At 66.6% G+C, this 17,909-nt stretch carries 13 protein-coding genes; 4 read left to right on the top strand and 9 right to left on the bottom strand.

What is annotated here, in order from left to right; genetic code table 11:
* Positions 1-112: 112 nt before the first annotated feature.
* The 9 genes from RIdsm_RS08900 to RIdsm_RS08860 form a co-directional block, all read right to left on the bottom strand.
* Positions 113-1,858: a sugar phosphorylase gene (locus RIdsm_RS08900; protein WP_057813943.1), complete on the bottom strand. Its 1,746-nt coding sequence runs from the start codon at positions 1,856-1,858 to the stop codon at positions 113-115.
* Between the two features lie 151 nt (positions 1,859-2,009).
* Positions 2,010-2,591 (bottom strand): bacteriochlorophyll 4-vinyl reductase, encoded by a 582-nt coding sequence (bchJ, locus tag RIdsm_RS08895; protein ID WP_057813945.1) that lies wholly within the window; start codon positions 2,589-2,591, stop codon positions 2,010-2,012.
* 3 nt (positions 2,592-2,594) lie between these two features.
* A complete protein-coding gene (gene bchE, locus RIdsm_RS08890; protein ID WP_057813946.1) occupies positions 2,595-4,232 on the bottom strand; it encodes a magnesium-protoporphyrin IX monomethyl ester anaerobic oxidative cyclase in 1,638 nt (545 codons plus the stop codon).
* Between the two features lie 100 nt (positions 4,233-4,332).
* Complete coding sequence (gene idi, locus RIdsm_RS08885) at positions 4,333-4,869, bottom strand: isopentenyl-diphosphate Delta-isomerase (RefSeq protein ID WP_057813948.1); 537 nt, start codon at positions 4,867-4,869, stop codon at positions 4,333-4,335.
* Positions 4,866-6,044 carry a geranylgeranyl diphosphate reductase gene (locus RIdsm_RS08880; RefSeq protein ID WP_057813950.1) on the bottom strand — a complete coding sequence of 393 codons (1,179 nt, stop codon included), beginning with the start codon at positions 6,042-6,044 and terminating at the stop codon, positions 4,866-4,868. Before RIdsm_RS08880 ends, idi begins: the two co-directional genes overlap by 4 nt.
* 2 nt (positions 6,045-6,046) lie before the next feature.
* A complete protein-coding gene (locus RIdsm_RS08875) occupies positions 6,047-7,336 on the bottom strand; it encodes a BCD family MFS transporter (RefSeq protein ID WP_057813952.1) in 1,290 nt (429 codons plus the stop codon).
* Positions 7,333-8,241, bottom strand: coding sequence for a chlorophyll synthase ChlG (gene chlG / locus RIdsm_RS08870; RefSeq protein ID WP_057813954.1), 909 nt, complete (start codon positions 8,239-8,241; stop codon positions 7,333-7,335). Before chlG ends, RIdsm_RS08875 begins: the two co-directional genes overlap by 4 nt.
* A gap of 72 nt (positions 8,242-8,313) precedes the next feature.
* The gene (gene ppsR, locus RIdsm_RS08865; RefSeq protein ID WP_057813956.1) at positions 8,314-9,756 is read right to left on the bottom strand and encodes a transcriptional regulator PpsR; all 1,443 of its coding nucleotides are present in this window, start codon (positions 9,754-9,756) and stop codon (positions 8,314-8,316) included.
* A gap of 35 nt (positions 9,757-9,791) precedes the next feature.
* Positions 9,792-10,586, bottom strand: coding sequence for a cobalamin B12-binding domain-containing protein (locus RIdsm_RS08860; protein ID WP_082647282.1), 795 nt, complete (start codon positions 10,584-10,586; stop codon positions 9,792-9,794).
* 334 nt (positions 10,587-10,920) lie between these two features.
* Between RIdsm_RS08860 and bchF the strand changes: the two genes are divergently transcribed.
* From bchF to RIdsm_RS08840, 4 genes are all read left to right on the top strand, one after another.
* A complete protein-coding gene (gene bchF, locus RIdsm_RS08855; protein ID WP_057813958.1) occupies positions 10,921-11,409 on the top strand; it encodes a 2-vinyl bacteriochlorophyllide hydratase in 489 nt (162 codons plus the stop codon).
* Positions 11,406-12,692 carry a ferredoxin:protochlorophyllide reductase (ATP-dependent) subunit N gene (locus tag RIdsm_RS08850; RefSeq protein WP_057813960.1) on the top strand — a complete coding sequence of 429 codons (1,287 nt, stop codon included), beginning with the start codon at positions 11,406-11,408 and terminating at the stop codon, positions 12,690-12,692. The genes bchF and RIdsm_RS08850 overlap by 4 nt, the downstream gene beginning before the upstream one ends.
* 73 nt (positions 12,693-12,765) lie before the next feature.
* Positions 12,766-14,295, top strand: coding sequence for a ferredoxin:protochlorophyllide reductase (ATP-dependent) subunit B (bchB, locus tag RIdsm_RS08845; protein ID WP_057813962.1), 1,530 nt, complete (start codon positions 12,766-12,768; stop codon positions 14,293-14,295).
* Positions 14,285-17,857: a magnesium chelatase subunit H gene (locus RIdsm_RS08840; RefSeq protein WP_057813963.1), complete on the top strand. Its 3,573-nt coding sequence runs from the start codon at positions 14,285-14,287 to the stop codon at positions 17,855-17,857. Before bchB ends, RIdsm_RS08840 begins: the two co-directional genes overlap by 11 nt.
* Positions 17,858-17,909: the final 52 nt, after the last annotated feature.

Raw genomic sequence — 17,909 nt, 5'->3', positions numbered from 1 at the left:
TCGCGATCTATCGCATACGTCAAACAAATTTCTTTTTGCCCCGTGATGGCTACCGCAACGCCCCTCTCCCTGTCACCAATAACCGCGGAAACACACTGGCCACCGCCCGGCCCTACCCCCGGTTGGTGATCCAGCGGCACTGGTAGGGGGCAAAGACGATGTCGTCGCCTTCCATCACGATATCCTCGCCCGACAGCAGGTCGACCCAGCGTTCCCCCTCGATCATGTTGATCGAATAGGGACTCACCCGCACCTCGTCGGCGCTGACATTGTGGATGGCGAAGATCGACTGGTGCCGGTCGAGGCTCTGCCGCCAGACCCCGAAAAGCCGCTCGTCGAGCGCCAGCGTGAACTGCGTCGCGTTCGGGTGGAACGCCTTCTGTTTCGAGCGCAGCCGCAGCCTGTCGGACATGTCCGCCAGAACCCGCGCCTGGTCCGACCCTTCGTCGGCCAGCTTCTCCAGAAGGTCCGGATAGTGCCACCGGTGCCGATTGATCGCCCGGTTCATTCCCCGCCGCGCAACCGCGTCGTGATCGTTGGGCGTGGCCAGAAGCGAATGGATGTAGAAGGCCGGAATTCCCTCCAGCGACATCACGATGGTCTGCGAACACAGGAAGCGCGCGTGGTGATGGTCATCCTCGCCGTGAAAGGTCTGCCGCATCGCCTCGTAGAGCGAACAGTTCAGCTCGTAGGGCGCCTCACGCCCGTCGGGCAGCGTGCGCATCGACACCAGCCCCCCGGCCGCCGTCACCGCCTCGATCACCCGCGCCTGCTCCTCGGCCGGAAGCACCCCTTCGGCGGGCCGCATCCCGATCCCGTCATGGCTGGCGGTGAAGTTGAGATAGGCACAGCCCAGCTGCGCCGGCGGCATCGCCGATTGCCAGCGATGCAGGTAGCGCGCCGTGCCCGACTGCAGCGCATGCAGGATCAGCGGCGGCAGCGGGAAGTTGTAGACCGCGTGCGCCTCGTTCCGGTTGCCGAAGTAGCTCAGGTTCTCCGTCCGTGGCACGTTGGTCTCGGTCAGCAGCACCACCGTCTCGGTCGCGTAATCGCACAACAGACGCATCAGCTGCACGATGGCATGGGTCTGCGGCAGGTGGATGCAGGGCGTGCCCGGCTCCTTCCACAGGAACGCCACCGCATCGAGCCGCAGGATGCGCACGCCGCGGTCGATATGCATCCGGATGATGCGCAGCATTTCCAGCAGCACTTCGGGGTTGGTGAAATCGAGGTCGATCTGGTCGTGGCTGAAGGTGCACCAGACATGTTTCGTACCGTCCCGCGTCTCCACCTCGCGCAGAAGCGGCGTCGTGCGCGGGCGCACCACCTGGCTCAGGTCGTCCTCGGGGTTGCCTTCGTAGAAGAACCGGTCATAGGGCTCGCGCCCCTGCATGTAGTCGTGAAACCACGGCCCCTGGCTCGACACGTGGTTCAGCACGAGGTCCGACATCAGGTGAAACCGTTTCGCGATGCGGGTGATATCCGTCCAGTCGCCCAGCTGCGGGTTCACCGCCCGGTAATCGGTCACCGCGAACCCGTCATCGGAACTGAACGGGAAGAACGGCAGGATATGCACCCCGTTCACCACGCCCTGCATCCGGCTCGTCAGGAAATCCTCCAGCAGGTCCAAAGGCTTGTATGTGCCGTCGATGATCGAGTTGCCATAGGTGATCAGCACCGCATCCTTTTCCGACCAAAGCCGGTTCGACGGCGCCCGCGCCCGCTTGCGCCGATGCGCCCCCTCGGGCCAGAACGCCTCGCAGATATCGCGGCAAATGGCGCGCTGATCGGCCTCCGGATAGATCCGGCCGACCAGCGCGCTCAACCGCGCATCGAATGGATTGGGTCTGCTGGGCACGTCCCGTTTGCCTCCTGCCAGTCCCGCGCTCGGGGGCGCCTTGGTTAAGGCTTGTTTTTCAGGGTTTTACGCCGCGTGTCAAATAGGCGATGCGCGAAACCGCACCAAGCCGCCCAACCGGGCACCGCTTGGCCCAAAGCTTGGGCAGGGTTTACGCGCCGCTGATGTCGATGAGAAACCGGCAGGCGGGGGCGCCTGTCGCACAACACGCAGGGTGGCTCACGCGCACATGCGGCGCCACCAGCCGCCCGAACAGCGTTTCGAACACCGAGCCATGCCACGGGCACCCCGGCTGGGCCAGCGGGTTGTCCTCGATCACGATCTCCATTGGCGGGCCGGGCGCGGTGATGACCCGCCCGGTGCCCGCAAAGGTCCAGGCGTGTTTCTGGATCGCCTTCAGCAAAAGCCGACCGGCCAGCGGCGCGGGCAGGATTTGCAGCATCTCCCGGGCAAATTTCGGAATCCGTTTCGCCAGGATGTAGCGCCCCGTGCGATACCCCCCTTCCCGCGCCGCCCAAAGCGCTTCGTCCTCGGGAAGCGCCGCGCGGATCGCCCGGTGCAACGCCATCGCCTTGTCCTGCGGGACCATCTCGACCGGCGGCACATCGTAGAGCGGCAACAGCCCCGCCGCTTCGAACACCCTAACCGCCAGTTCGACCCCGCCCAGCGCCTCCAGCGCCTCGCGGCTCTGCAATATGGCGTTCGGCCCGACCCGGCCGGGTTGCGCGCCCATCGCCTAGCCCTGCTCGCCACCGCCACAGGCGCGCGCCCCGGCCTGCAATTCCGCCAGTTCGGCCTTCTTCGCCTTCACCTGCGCGCGCACCGCCGCCTTGCGTTCGGCGGCCTTCACCTTGCGGTCGGCCATCGCCTCCCAGTCGGCCATCTGGGCCTCGGCAATCTGCCGCTCGCCGTCGAAATGGAAATCCACCTTCTCCTTTGACTGCGGGCCCCAATAGCCCACCTTGCCCAAGTCATAGAAAGTCCGCGCGAAGCCCGCCTTTGCAAAGGCCCGCAAACATCCCAGCAGATATTTCCGCCGGAACCCGGTGCCCCGCCACGGGTAATGGAACAGCGCCTTGATCATGTAGAACCGCCGGTAATTGTGCATCACCCGGTCCAGAAGCGTCGCCCGGTCCATCGCCTTGGGCTTCATGATGGGCGTCACGAAATTGTACTTCTCGAAGTCGAACACCTCGACCTTGTCGCCCAGTTCCTGAAAAAGCGGCGTGAAGGGCCAGGGTGTGTACATCGACCAGTTGGCAAGGTCGGGGTTCCACTCCCGCGCAAAGCGATAGGTTTCCTCAAGCGTCTCCTCGGTCTCGTTGTCGAGCCCGACGATGAACTGCGCCTCGGTGAAGATATCCGCCTCGCGCAGAAGCCGGATCGCCTCGCGGTTCTCGGCCACCTTGGTTTCCTTGTTGAACAGGTCCAGCTTCATCTGCGCCGCAGCCTCGGTGCCAAGGCTCACATGCACCAGCCCGGCCTTGCGCCAGAGCCACAGGTCGTTGCGATCGCGCATGATGTCGGTCACGCGGGTGTTGATGCCCCATTTCACCTTGTCCGGCAGGCCCCGCGCGATCAGCTCGTTGCAGAACTCGGTGAACTTGCGCTTGTTGATCGTCGGCTCCTCGTCGGCCAGGATGAAGAAGCCCACGCCATGCTCGTTCACCAGCGTCTCGATCTCGTCGACCACGGCCTTGGGGTCACGCACCCGGTAGTCGCGCCAGAACTTCCATTGCGAGCAGAAGGAACAGGTGAACGGGCACCCCCGCGCCATGTTGGGAATCGCCACGCGCGTGTTGAGCGGCACGTAGATGTATTTCTCCCACTCCAGCAGCGACCAGTCCGGCGTGATCCCGTCCAGATCCTTCACCGTGCTGGCGGCCTGCGTCGCGACGATCTCCTCGCCATCGCGGAAGGCCAGCCCCTTGATCCGCCGCCGGTCCTGAAAATACCGGCCCTCGTCCACCGCCCGGATCAACTCGACGATGATCTCCTCGCCTTCGCCCCGCACAATCACGTCGACCCAGGGCGCCTCCGACAGCACCTGCTTGAACATGAAGGTCGCATGCACGCCCCCGAGAATGCCCAGAGCATCCGGCACCACCTGCTTGGCGATCTCCAATATCCGCTCGGCCTTGTAGATCGAGGGCGTGATCGCCGTCGTGCCCACCACGTCGGGCTGCAATTCCTGCAACCGCGCGGCGATCTCGGTATCCATCAGGTCGTTGGTCATCGCGTCGATGAAATGCACATCGTCGAAACCTGCAGCCTTCAGCGACCCGGCGATATAGGCCACCCAGGCGGGCGGCCAGTTCCCCGCGATCTCGGCCCCGCCGGAATGGTAATTCGGATGGATCAGCACCACGCGCATCGGTTTTCCCTCCCTGATGTGTCAATATAAGTTGACACGTCATGCGAGGTTCAGACTTGACACAGATCAAGCCACACCTTGTTTTACAAGGCGTTTCCGCTCAGGCGAAGATCTGATCGGCGTGGTTTTCCAGGTAAATCCGCAGCCACGGCGTAAACAGCGCAGGGTTGCGCCGCGTCCGCTCGGCCAGCTCGGCCATGTCGACCCAGCCCGTATCCATCACCTCGTCCGGGTTCGGCACCGGCTCGGGCTTTTCGTCGACACGCGCAAGGTAGATATCCACCCGCTCATGCTCGGTCAGCCCGCCGCCCACATCGGCCCGGTACGTCACCTGGTCCCGATGCTCGAGCGTCAGACACTCGAGCCCCAGCTCCTCGTAAAGCCGCCGATGCGCGCAGGCCTCCGGCGCCTCGCCCCAATGCGGATGGGTGCAACAGGTGTTCGCCCAAAGCCCCGGCGTGTGATACTTGCCCAGCGCCCGGCGCTGGATCAGCACCTCCGACCCGCACAGCACGAAGACCGACACGGCCTTGTGCAACAGCCCGCGCCGGTGCGCCTCGATCTTCTCGACCGCCACAAGGTCGCCTCCCACCCAGGTGGGGATCATGTCGGTCGCGATGGGTTCCTGTTTCGTCATGTATATGCCGCCGGGACAAGCCGCGTCAGATGGGCCAGGTTCTTCAGCCCGATCCTGAGATGCGCCATCGGGCGCGCGCGAACCAGTTTCTTGTTCATGTAGGCCTCGAAGGTCAGCCTTTGCACGTCGATATCATGGCAGAGCGATACAAACCGCTCCCGCCGCTCGTCCGACTTGTAATAGGCATTCTGCATGGATGCCAACACCCGGAACACGGTTTTGTGCTCGCGCATGAACAGCCGCCGTGCCAGTTGCAGATCCTTCACCCGGCCCGTCGACAGGCAGGCCATCGCCGCCGTCGCCGCCACTCGGCCGCCGACCATGGCATAGTAAATCCCCTCGCCCGAGCTTGGCGCCACGACGCCCGCGGCATCGCCGGCCAGCACCACGTCGCGCCCATTGTCCCACCGATCCAAGGGCTTGAGCGGGATCGGCGCGCCCTCCCGCCGGATCGTCGGGCAGTCCACCAGCCCGCTCGCCATCCGCAGATCGGCCGTCGCCTTCTTCAGATCCACATCGCGCACCATCGACCCCATGCCGACGCTCGCAGACTTCCCGTGCGGGAACACCCAGCCGTAGAAATCCGGCGATATCCGCCCGTCATAGATCACATCACACCGGTCGGGGTCATAGCTCCCCACCTTGCCCGGCGCCTCGATGATCTCGTGATAGGCGATCACGTAAGGGATACGGTCGCCCCCCGGCACCTCGTCCTTGGCCACGTTCGACCGTGCACCATCCGCCCCGATCACCAGCTTCGTCGCCAGCCGCCGCTCCGCGCCACTCGCCTTGTCGCGATAGACCACATGCGTGCCGGCCTCGTCCCGCTCGACCCGCTTGTAGGTGCCGGTCATCCGCTCCGCCCCGGCGCCCGCCGCCCGCTCGCGCAGGAACTCGTCGAAGTCCTCCCGGTCGACCATGCCGACAAACCCGTTCTCGATCGGAATATCCACGTGCCGCCCCGTCGGCGAAATCATCCGCGCCGTGGTGATCTTCGCCACCAGCATCTCGTCGGGAATGTCGAAATCGGCGATCAGCCGCGGCGGAATGGCCCCGCCGCACGGCTTGATCCGCCCCGCCCTGTCAATGAGCGCCACTTTCGCGCCCGACCGGGCCAGATCCTCGGCGGCCGTCGCTCCCGACGGCCCCCCTCCGACAACGACGACATCATACATGGCTATTCTCCCGGAACCACCGCGCCGGCGCGGCCGCGGCCATGGTCGATCACCCTCAGCGCCATCAGGGCGGCGATGACAAAGAGCATCGCCTCGAATGTGAAAACCGTGCCGAAGGCCGCGGCGTCATTGGCCATCGCGACCCGCATCAGGTCGGCCGCCGCAGCCCCCACGAGGCCGCCGAACCCGGCGGCAATCGCCTGCGCCGCGCCCCAAAGGCCCATCCGCGTGCCCTCACGCGATCCGCGCCCCTGCCCGGCCAGCGCCATCATCGAGCCAATGGCCGCCACCGCGAACATTCCGTTGAAAAACCCAAGCGACACCACCGCCGGCATCAATGTCCCCGGCACCGCCGCCCCGCCAAGTGCTGTGATCATCCCCAGGCTCCCGGCCGAGCCCAGACACCCGGCCATCGCCCATGTCCTGAGCGACCCGATCCGCAAGCCCGTCGCCGCGATCCCCACGGTCAGCATGCCAAGGAAAACCCCGCCATTCTGCGCCCCGGAAAGCGAGGTCGACTGCCCCGGCGTGAACCCGAACACGAGCCCCGCATAGGGCTCAAGGATCAACTCCTGCATGAAATACGCCGTCATCGACAGGAACACGAAGATCGTGAAATTTCTTGCCGCCGGCTCCGCCCAGACCTCGCGCAGCCCGTCGATGAACCGCACCTCCCCGGACTGTCGCGGCGCCGGCGTCAGCCCGCGCTCGACCCGCCAGACCGCCAGCACCGTCAGCAGCACGGCGCCCCCGGTCACGACCCCAACGATCTTCATCAGCAAGGCCGGGCTGTACGGATCGAGGAAAACACCCACCGTCCCCGCCGTCACCGCGATCCCGGCAATCATCATCAGCCAGGTGATCGTCGCCGCCGCCGCCCGCCGGCGCGGCTCGGTCGCCGTCGCCAGCAACGCCAGAAGCGAGGTGCCGGACGCCCCCACCCCCAGCCCGATCAGCGCATAGGCCACTACCGACACCGCCAGCGCGGCGCCGAACGACGTCTCGAACAGCACCACGCCCGAGGCCGCCCCGAACGCCCCCAGCGCCAGCGCCGCCATGCCGCCGACGATCCACCTAGTCCGGCGCCCGCCGGTATCCGACAGGAACCCCCAGTTGGGCCGCGTGATCTGTATCCCGTAATGCAACGCCACCAAGAACCCCGGCAGCACCGCCGGCAAGGCCAGCTCCACCACCATCAGCCGGTTCAGCGTCGAGGTCGTCAGCACCACCACCGCGCCAAGGCACATCTGCACCAGACCCAGCCGAACGATGGAGAGCCAGCTCAACATCACCCCGCCCCCATCATCCGAAGGGCCACGGCGGCGATCATCATGCCGCTCACATACAGCATCACGCCCGTCCCGTTATACCACGGCGCCCGGCCCTTCGGATCGGTCAGCAGAACCCGCATCGCCCAGACCTGCGCCAGCAACAGCACCGCGATAATTCCGGCAAAGACCGGCATATCCCAGACGGCCATCAACCCGATCACCACGACCTGCGGCACCGCCATCACCCAACAGGCAACCCGTGCCGCCCTCTCAGGCCCAAGCGTCACCGGCAGAGAGTTCACCCCCGTCTGCCGATCCCCTTCCAAAGCCTTGAAATCATTGAGCGTCATGATCCCATGCGCGCCCAGCGCATAGAGCAGCGCAATCACCACGATCGGCCAGGCAGGCGCCCCCGCCGACAGCACGGCCGCGCCCGTGAACCACGGCAGCCCCTCGTAACAGAGCCCGACCAGCCCCGGCCCCCAGACACCCGACCGCTTCAGCCGCACCGGTTCGGCCGAATAGGCCCAGGCCGCCAGCACCCCGAACACCGTCGCCCCGAAGCCCCACGGCCCTAGGAGCGCGCCAAGACACAAGGCAAACCCGCTCATCACAAGCGCGATCCACAGGCCCCACCGCCCCGGGATCTGCCCCGACGGAATCGGCCTGTGCGGTTCATTGATCGCGTCCACATGCCGGTCGCACCAGTCATTCGCCGCCTGGCTCATCCCGCACACCACTGGCCCCGCCAGCAGCACACCGGCCAGCACCAGCCACGGCGCCGACATCACCGGCACCCCGCTCGAGACGACACCGCAAAGGTACGCCCAGATCGGCGGGAACCACGTGATCGGCTTGATCAGGGTCAGAACGGCGCGCGGATGAGGCATCCGCCGGCGCGATTGTAAATCCAACGTGACACTCATGGTGTCAATTAAACTATACAATCAGGATTCCCGAAAGGCTTTTCTTGCCCAAAGCCCCGGATCGTGAACGCCTCAGCCCTCGGAATCGTCACCCGGCCGCGCATTCAGCAGCCCGTGCTTGCGCAGCTTCACGTAAAGGCTCTGCCGCGACAGCCCCAGCATCTCGGCCGCCGCCACCCGGTTGTTCCCGGTCAGCTTCACCGCCGTCTCGATGCACATCTTCTCGACCACGTCCGAGGTGGCCGACACCAGCTCCTTCAGCGACGCGGTGCCCACAAGATCCATCACGCTCTGCATCGCGTCGTCGCTCATCACGCCGGCGCCCGCACCCTCATCAACCGTCTGGCTGGGGGAAACGTCGCGAATGATGAAACCAAAGCCAAGCTCCCCGTTTCGCTGGCCCAGCTGCGCCACCGAGATCTCGACGCTCGACCGCGAGCCCACCACGCTGCTGATCTGCGAGGAATAGCGGCTCATCCGCCCGGCCTTCCCGGCGGTTTCGAGGATCAGCTTCAGATCCACCGTGCCCCGCGCCAGGAAATCCGCCAGCGACTTGTGCTTCACGTCGCGCAGCTGCGCGGCATCCGTCATGATCAGGAACGCCTCGTTCGCATCCCGGATCACGCCCTTCCCGTCGGTCAGCACGATCGCGTCGCTCGACGCGCCGAACAGCGCCGCCAGCGACTGCGCCACTTCCGGCCCGGCGCCCTCGGTCTCTTCTGTCGTCACCACCCGGCACAGCAGGAACAGCTCTCCGGCGGCCCGGAAATATTCCGGCACCAGCGCCAGTTCCCGCCCGTTCCGCCGCGCGATCACGTCGACGCTGCTCATCCCGTCCGCGGCGGCCGCCCCCTGCAGCGCCTCCATCATCTCGTTGCGCCGCCAGCCCTCGAAGGCCTGCGCAAAGGCATTGCCGCGCAATGTGTCGGGCGTCGTCCCCAACAGCGTCGCCGCGGCCGAGTTCAGATCGTGGATCCGCCCCTTCTCCGGCTCGACCAAAACCAGCGGCGTCTCCGCCGCCTCCAGCACCACGCGATAGAAGGTCTCGCCGCTGCGCATCTTCTGCTGGTCACGCTCCCGCGCCAGCTGCTCGGAAACGAGCCTCTGCTGCACCTCGGCGATGGGCTGCATGTCGCGCCCCACCAGCAGAATCGAATCGCTGCCCTTCACCCGGTGCAGGCTGTAGCGGATCGGGAATTCCCAAGTGGCATTGTCGACGTGATTCATTTCGACCGGCCGCCGCGCCAGGTCGGGCTTGGCCGCGATCACCGTCAGCCGCTCGGCAAACTTCTCGCGGCTCTCCTGCGTCAGGAACGTCTCGAACTTCCGCCCGACCCAATGGTCGAGACAGCCCAGCGACGGACAATCGGGATTGACGGAAATTCCCTCGACAACACCGCTCCCGCTTACCAGAACCGCCAAATCGGCAACGCTTTCAACAAGTTCGTCGATCTGGCCCGGGTCTGGCAGGACGCCCGCTCGAAATCTTTCGGATATGCGCCCTTGCTCGGTCACGATGTTTCCTCGTCAAGTCATCAACGCTTACGCCCTCAGGTTACCTTATCGAAAAGCGCGGCGCCACCAACCGTGACCAGCCCGCATTTCTCGACGGCTTCACGCGCGGATTGCACGGCATGATCCGCGCCCGTGCGCCTGACGACCTTGTCTTTCTCCGCAGCGGCCCGCCCCCCGATCACGATCGGCGGAACGCCCTCCACGTTGGAGCGTAGGTAATCCACGATTTCAGTTGCATTGACAACCGAATTCCATGTCGCGGCGGTCAGCCCGATCATGGAAAACCGGTTCGTGGCCACAAGTTCGGCAATCTCGGCATGGTTCAGCCCGATGCCCATATGCACCCAGACCCCGTGCCGCCGCATGTTGTCGGCGGCCACGAAGGCCCCCAGCGAATGCTGCTCGTGCTGCGGCACCACCATCAGCACCGACTGGCCCAGCGGGATGCTCCGGTCGAGCGGCCCGCCCCCGGCCCGCGCGCGAAACAGCGCCTGCAGGCGCGACGCGCCCACGGTGACATCGACGAAGCTCGCCTCGTCATTGAGCCACAGCTGCCCCAGCTTCCGCGCTGCGGCAGGAATGTAATGCTGGTACAGCTCCTCCGAGCTCACCCCCGTCGCCATCAGCTGCGACAGCACGGCCTGGTGGCTCGTCTCCGAGTCGGACATCAGCTGGTCGCACAGGCGCGCGACCCAGTCCTCGCGGCTGCGCGGCTGCGACCGGGCCTTTCCGGAGATCACGGTTTTCAGGGCGGATTCGACAAGGAAACGCAGGGCGGGCGATTGCGCGTCGGAAAAGGCAGAGCGGTCCTGGGTATTATCCTCGTCCATGTCTCCCCCCATGGCTGTGGTCGGGCCTCTTCGCGGGCCTCATCCATCCTGCTCTGGTAAGATAGAGTGTGCGCCCGCCCCGTCAAAATGTCAATTTATCTTGACATACACCGCCGCGTCCCCGGCCTATTCCATTGGATTCCCCGGCAATTTGGCAAGCCGCCCCTTGGGCAACCCCCCGAAAATCCAGCTTTTCGGCGCCGCTTTCCCTCGAGCACCCCAAAATGCCCACTCGAATTTACATTCTCGAAATCTCAATGTGTAAATTTAAGTTGACACTTCGCCGACCCAGCCCCTAGCATCGATCCAGCAACACTGGCCTGCGAGGGGATGCATGTCACCGCGAGCGCCTCATAAAACCGGCACCAACGCGCTTTACACCGAGGCAGAACGCGCCCGGCGCGACGCCACGATCTGGACCACGGTGCAGGGCGTGCTCGCCCCGGCCCAGTTCCTCGTCTTCCTCGTCTCGCTCGCCCTCGTCCTGCGCTTCCTGCTCACCGGCGACGGCTACGAGGCCGCGACCCTCTCGATTCTCGTGAAAACCGGCTTTCTCTACCTGATCATGATCACCGGCGCGATCTGGGAAAAAGTGGTGTTCGGCCAATGGCTTTTCGCCCCCGCCTTCTTCTGGGAAGACGTCTTCAGCTTCGCCGTCATCGCCCTGCACAGCGCCTATCTCTGGGCGCTCCTCACCGGGGCGCTCGCCCCCGCCGGGCTGATGGTCCTGGCGCTTGCAGCCTACGCGGCCTACGTCATCAACGCCGGGCAATTCCTGCTCAAGCTGCGCGCCGCGCGGCTGCAATCGGGGGCCCCGACATGACCCATCACGCGCCCCCGCCCCCCGCCGCCGGCTGTCGCGAAACGCCCGTCCTGAAACAGCGCGGCCAGCACGAGGTGTTCTGCGGCCTGACGGGAATCATCTGGCTTCACCGCAAGATGCAGGATGCCTTCTTCCTCGTCGTGGGCTCGCGCACCTGCGCCCACCTGCTGCAATCCGCCGCCGGGGTAATGATCTTCGCCGAACCCCGCTTCGGCACCGCCATCCTCGAGGAAACCGACCTCGCCGGCCTCGCCGATGCCCAGGCCGAGCTCGAGCGCGACGTCGACCGCCTCCTCGCCCGCCGCACCGACATCCGCCAGCTCTTCCTCGTGGGCTCCTGCCCCTCCGAGGTCATCAAGCTCGACCTCGCCCGCGCCGCCGAGAAGCTCACCGCCCGCCACGCGCCCAAGGTGCGCGTCCTCAACTACTCGGGCTCCGGCATCGAAACCACCTTCACCGAGGGCGAGGATGCCTGCCTCGCCTCGATGGTCCCGGCCCTGCCCGAGACCGACAAACGCCAGCTTCTGCTCGTGGGCGCCCTGCCCGACGTGGTGGAGGATCAGGCCCTCGACCTGCTGGGCAAGATGGGGATCGACGACATATCGGTCCTGCCCGCGCGCCATGCCGATAGCGGCCTGGCCGTGGGCCCGAATACCGTCTTCGCCCTCACCCAGCCGTTCCTCGGTGGCACCCTTGCCGCCCTGGAGCGTCGCGGGGCGCGCCACCTTCCCGCGCCTTTCCCGTTTGGCGAAGAGGGCACCACCGCGTGGCTTCAAGCCGTGGCACGGGAATTCGGCGTCGATGAGGCGCGTTTCGACGCCGTCACCGGCGCGCCCCGCGCTCGCGCCCGCAAGGCCGTGGCGAAAGCCGCGACCACGCTCTCCGGCAAGTCGGTTTTCTTCTTTCCCGACAGCCAGCTGGAGATCCCCCTCGCCCGCTTCCTGACCCGCGAATGCGGCATGGAAGCGGTCGAGGTCGGGGCGCCCTATATCCACAAATCCGTCGTCGGCCCCGATCTCGACCTGCTCAGCCAGGGCCCGACCATCGCCGAAGGGCAGGATGTCGAACTCCAGCTCGACCGCTGCCGCACCGCCCGCCCCGACCTCACGGTCTGCGGCCTGGGCCTCGCCAACCCGCTCGAGGCCGAGGGCCTCGCCACCAAGTGGGCCATCGAACTCGTCTTCACCCCCGTCCATTTCTACGAACAGGCCGGCGACCTCGCCGCGCTCTTCTCCCGCCCCCTCCACCGCCGCAACGCGCTGAAACTGGAGGCGGCAGAATGAAAACGCCCATGCTTCTTCTGGCCACAAATATCCCGGGGAGCGCGAGGGGCTGGCCCCTCGCTCCGACACCACAATGAAACTCTCCGTCTGGACATACGAAGGCCCCCCCCACGTCGGCGCCCTCCGCGTCGCCACTGCCATGAAGGGCCTGCACTACGTCCTCCACGCCCCGCAGGGCGACACCTATGCCGACCTGCTCTTCACCATGATCGAGCGCCGCAACCACCGCCCGCCGGTCACCTACACCACCTTCCAGGCCCGCGACCTCGGCTCCGACACCGCCAACCTCTTCAAGACCGCCTGTCAGAACGCCTACGAGCGGTTCCAGCCGCAGGCGATGATCGTCGGCGCCTCCTGCACCGCCGAACTGATCCAGGACGATCCCGGCGGCATGGCCGAAACCATGGGCCTGCCCATCCCCGTCATCCCGCTCGACCTGCCCAGCTACCAGCGCAAGGAAAACTTCGGCGCCGACGAGACCTTCTTCCAGATCACCCGCGCCCTCGCCCGGCCGATGGACAAGACCCCGCAGATCACCTGCAACCTCATCGGCCCTACCGCCCTCGGCTTCCGCCACCGCGACGACATCACCGAGATCACGGCGCTGCTCTCCGACCTCGGCATCTCCGTCAACGTCTGCGCCCCCTATGGCGCCACGCCGCAAGACCTCACCCGCCTCGGCGCCGCCCATTTCAACGTGCTCATGTACCCCGAGACGGGCGAGGCCGCCTGCCGCTGGATGGAACGGGAACTGAACCTGCCCTTCACCAAAACCGTCCCCATCGGCGTCGGCGCCACCCATGATTTCGTCAAGGAGGTCGCCACCCTCACCGGCGTCGAACCAACCCTCGACACCGCCCGCCTCCGCCTGCCCTGGTACTCGGCCAGCGTCGATTCCACCTACCTCACCGGCAAGCGCGTCTTCCTCTTCGGCGACGGCACCCATGTCGCCACCGCCGCCCGCATCGCCCGCGACGAGATGGGCTTCGAGGTCGCGGGCCTCGGCTGCTACAACCGCGAAATGGCCCGCCCGATCCGGGCGCTGGCCCGGGAGTACGGCGTCGAGGCGCTGATCACCGACGACTATCTCGACGTCGAACAGCGCATCGAAACCCTCGCCCCCGAACTCATCCTCGGCACCCAGATGGAGCGCCATATCGGCAAGCGCCTCGGCATCCCCTGCGCCGTCATCTCCGCGCCCGTCCACGTCCAGGATTTCCCCGCCCGCTACTCGCCCCAGATGGGCATCGAGGGCGCCAACGTCATCTTCGACACCTGGGTGCACCCCCTCGTCATGGGGCTGGAAGAACACCTCCTCCACATGTTCCGCGAGGATTTCGAATTCCACGACGACGCCGGCGCCAGCCACCACGGCCACAAGGCCAAGCCCCGCCCCGACCCCGAGGCGAGGCAGCCGGTAACGGCTGACGAGCACCCCGGTACCGTGGTCTGGCTCGACGACGCCGAGCGCGAACTCAAGAAAGTCCCCTTCTTCGTCCGCGGCAAGGCCCGCCGCAACACCGAAAGTTTCGCCGCCGAAAAAGGCCTTTCCCAGATCGGCATCGACACGCTCTACGAGGCCAAGGCCCATTATGCGCGGTGATGCCATCATACCCGGGCCCCAGCCCTACCGCGTGGTCATCCTCACGCTGGACAGCCACGCCGCCGGCCCCTGCGCCCGCGTCGCCGGCCGGCTCGAACGCGATTTCCCCGGCCTCGAACTCACCGTCCACGCCGCCGCCGAATGGGGCGAACGCCCCGAGGCGCTGGCCGAGGCCAAATCCGCCATCGCCACCGGCGACATCGTCATCGCCAACCTGCTCTTTCTCGAAGAGCATATCGCCGCCATCCTGCCAGACCTGCAGGCCCGCCGCGACAACTGCGATGCCATGGCCGGAATCATCGCCGATGCCCAGATCGTCAAGCTCACCCGCATGGGCACGCTCGACATGGCGGCCCCCGAAAGCACCACCCGCAAGCTTCTGAAAAAACTGCGCGGCGGCTCGAAAACCTCGAAAACCGATGACGGCGCCAAGAAGATGCGGATGCTCCGCCGCCTGCCCCGCATCCTCAAGCTCATTCCCGGCAAGGCCCAGGATCTCCGCGCCTGGTTCCTGATGATGCAATACTGGCTCGGCGCGTCGGACGACAATATCGAGGCGATGGTCCGCTTCATGATCTCGCGCTACTGCCGCCACGCCGGCTGGCGCGGCGCCCGCGCGCCCGAACCGCTCGACTACCCCGATACCGGCCTCTACCACCCGGGTCTGAAGGACCGCATCACCACCGACCCCGCCGACCTGCCCGCGCCCAAGGGGTATCACGCCACCGTCGGCCTGCTGATGATGCGCAGCTACGTGCTCTCCAACGACACCGCCCATTACGACGCCGTCATCCGCGCCCTCGAAGCCCGCGGCCTCCGCGTCCTGCCCGCTTTCGCCGGCGGCCTCGACGCGCGCCCCGCCATCGACAGCTTCTTCCGCCAGAACGGCGTCACGCAAATCGACGCCCTCCTCTCCCTCACCGGCTTCTCTCTCGTCGGCGGCCCGGCCTATAACGACAACACCGCCGCCATCGACGTGCTCTCGGCGCTCGACGTGCCCTACACCGCCGCCCACCCGCTGGAGTTCCAGACGCTCGGCCAATGGGCCGCCTCACCGCAGGGGCTGGGGCCGATCGAGACCACCATGCTCATCGCCCTGCCCGAGCTCGACGGCGCCACCACCCCCACCGTCTTCGCCGGCCGTCATGGCCCCGAGGGCTGCGCCGGCTGCTTCCGCGCCTGCTCGATGATCTCGGCGGTCAAGGCCATGGCCCCCTGCCCCGAACGCATCGACACGCTGGCCGCCCGCGTCGACCGGCAGGCCCGCCTGCGCCGCAGCGAGACCGCCAACCGCCGCCTCGGCATCGTCCTCTTCGGCTTCCCGCCCAACGCGGGCGCCGCCGGCACCGCCGCCTATCTCGATGTCTTCCGCTCGCTCTTCAACACGCTCCACGCGTTGAAAGCCCGCGGCTACGACCTCGACCCGCCGGAAACGGTCGACGCCCTCCGCGCCGCCGTCCTCGAAGGCTCGGCCGCCCAGTACGGACAGGAGGCCAACGTCGCCGATCACGTCCCCGCCGACCGGATCGTCGCCGACACGCCCTGGCTTTCGGAAATCGAGGCCCAATGGGGCCCCGCCCCCGGCAAGGTGCAATCCGACGGCCGCGGCGTCTTTATCCTCGGCGCGCAGTTCGGCAAGGTCTTCGTCGGCCTCCAGCCCGCCTTCGGCTACGAGGGCGACCCGATGCGCCTGCTCTTCGAGCGCGGCTTCGCCCCCACCCACGCCTTCACGCAATTCTACCTCTGGCTCCGCCAAACCTTCCGCGCCGATGCGCTCCTGCATTTCGGCATGCATGGCGCGCTGGAATTCATGCCCGGCAAACAGGCCGGCCCCGGCGCGGCCTGCTGGCCCGACCGCCTGATCGGCGATCTGCCCAATGTCTACCTCTACGCCTCCAACAACCCCTCCGAGGCCACGCTCGCCAAGCGCCGTTCGAACGCCGTGACGGTCTCGCACCTCACACCGCCGCTGGCCGCCTCCGGCCTCTACAAGGGGCTGGCGGAGCTGAAAGACAGCCTCACCCGCTGGCGCGCCACCGCCCCCGACGCCCCGGAACGCTCCGAGATCGCGGCGCTCATCGCCGAACAGGCCGCCGCCGTCGACATGCCGACGCAAGACCCCGACACGCTCTGGCTGAAACTGCTCGAAACCGAAGACGCCCTCATCCCCGATGGCCTGCATATCGTCGGCGAGCCCATGTCCGACACCGCCCGCGCCGAATACCTCACCCTGCTCGACGGCGCCGACGCCGAGACCCGCGCCCGCACCGACAACCTCCTGCAACGCGACACCGAACTTCCCGCGCTCCTTCACGCCCTCGACGGCCGTTTCACGCCCCCGGTTCCGGGCGGCGATCTCATCCGCTCCACCGACATCCTGCCCACGGGCCGCAACATCCACGCCTTCGACCCGTTCCGCATGCCAACCGAATTCGCCTGCCGCGAAGGCGCGAAACAGGCGCAACTGCTGCTCGACACCCACAAGACCCTGCCGCGCAGCGTGGCGCTTGTGCTCTGGGGCTCCGACAACATCAAGTCCGACGGCGCGCCGCTGGCACAGGCCCTCGCGCTCATGGGCGCCAAGCCCCGCTTCGACAATTTCGGCCGCCTCTGCGGCGCCGACCTCGTGCCGCTCGCCGAATTGGGCCGCCCCCGGATCGACGTCATCATGACCCTCTCCGGCATCTTCCGCGACCTGCTGCCGCTGCAGACGAAACTGCTGGCCGAGGCCGCCTTCAAGGCCGCCACCGCTGACGAGCCGGAAGACATGAACTTCCTCCGCGCCCACGCGCTGGCCTACGCCGAAAGCGAAGGCTGCGACATGGAAACGGCGTCCCTCCGCGTCTTCTCCAATGCCGAGGGCGCCTATGGCTCCAACGTCAACATGCTGGTCGACAGCTCCGCCTTCGACGACGAGGACGAGCTGGCCGACGCCTATGTCGCCCGCAAGAGCTTTGCCTACGGCATGAACGGCAAGGCCCAACAGAACAACGGCCTACTGAAAAAGGCCCTCGCCGATGTCGACCTCGCCTATCAGAACCTCGAGTCGGTCGAACTCGGCATCACCACCGTCGACCACTATTTCGACACGCTCGGCGGCATCTCCCGCGCGGTCAAACGCGCCCGCGGCGGGCAGGAAGCGGCGGTCTACATCTCAGACACCACCCGCGGCGCCGGCCGCATCCGCACGCTGGCCGACCAGGTCGCGCTGGAAACCCGCTCGCGCTCGCTCAACCCGAAATTCCACGAGGCCCTGCTGAAACACGGGGCCGAAGGCGTGCGCCAGATCGAAAGCCACGTCACCAACACGATGGGCTGGTCGGCCACCACCGGCCAGGTCGAGCCGTGGGTCTACCAGCGCATCTCCGAAACCTTCGTCCTCGACGCGGAGATGCGCCAGCGGCTCGCCACGCTCAACCCGGCGGCCTCCTCGCGCATGGCGAACCGCCTGCTCGAGGCCCATGACCGCGCCTACTGGCAACCCGACGACGCAACCCTTGCAGCGCTGCGCGATGCCGCGGACGCGCTGGAAGACCGGCTGGAAGGGGTGGCCGCAGAATGACCCCGCAACGCGCCATGTTCCGAGGCCTTCGTGGGGGCGCTGCCCCCACACC

The sequence above is a fragment of the Roseovarius indicus genome (genome assembly GCF_008728195.1).
GTDB classification, from domain to species: Bacteria; Pseudomonadota; Alphaproteobacteria; order Rhodobacterales; family Rhodobacteraceae; genus Roseovarius; species Roseovarius indicus.
This window is presented reverse-complemented; position numbering and strand designations above follow the sequence as displayed.

What these genes read in the sequence shown, in the direction of transcription:
- RIdsm_RS08850 (WP_057813960.1), top strand. Translation starts at nt 11,406, where the DNA reads ATGACCCATCACGCGCCCCCGCCCCCCGCCGCCGGCTGTCGCGAAACG.
- RIdsm_RS08880 (WP_057813950.1), bottom strand. Translation starts at nt 6,044, where the DNA reads ATGTATGATGTCGTCGTTGTCGGAGGGGGGCCGTCGGGAGCGACGGCC.
- bchE (WP_057813946.1), bottom strand. Translation starts at nt 4,232, where the DNA reads ATGCGCGTGGTGCTGATCCATCCGAATTACCATTCCGGCGGGGCCGAG.
- idi (WP_057813948.1), bottom strand. Translation starts at nt 4,869, where the DNA reads ATGACGAAACAGGAACCCATCGCGACCGACATGATCCCCACCTGGGTG.
- bchB (WP_057813962.1), top strand. Translation starts at nt 12,766, where the DNA reads ATGAAACTCTCCGTCTGGACATACGAAGGCCCCCCCCACGTCGGCGCC.
- RIdsm_RS08840 (WP_057813963.1), top strand. Translation starts at nt 14,285, where the DNA reads ATGCGCGGTGATGCCATCATACCCGGGCCCCAGCCCTACCGCGTGGTC.
- RIdsm_RS08860 (WP_082647282.1), bottom strand. Translation starts at nt 10,586, where the DNA reads ATGGACGAGGATAATACCCAGGACCGCTCTGCCTTTTCCGACGCGCAA.
- bchF (WP_057813958.1), top strand. Translation starts at nt 10,921, where the DNA reads ATGTCACCGCGAGCGCCTCATAAAACCGGCACCAACGCGCTTTACACC.
- chlG (WP_057813954.1), bottom strand. Translation starts at nt 8,241, where the DNA reads ATGAGTGTCACGTTGGATTTACAATCGCGCCGGCGGATGCCTCATCCG.
- bchJ (WP_057813945.1), bottom strand. Translation starts at nt 2,591, where the DNA reads ATGGGCGCGCAACCCGGCCGGGTCGGGCCGAACGCCATATTGCAGAGC.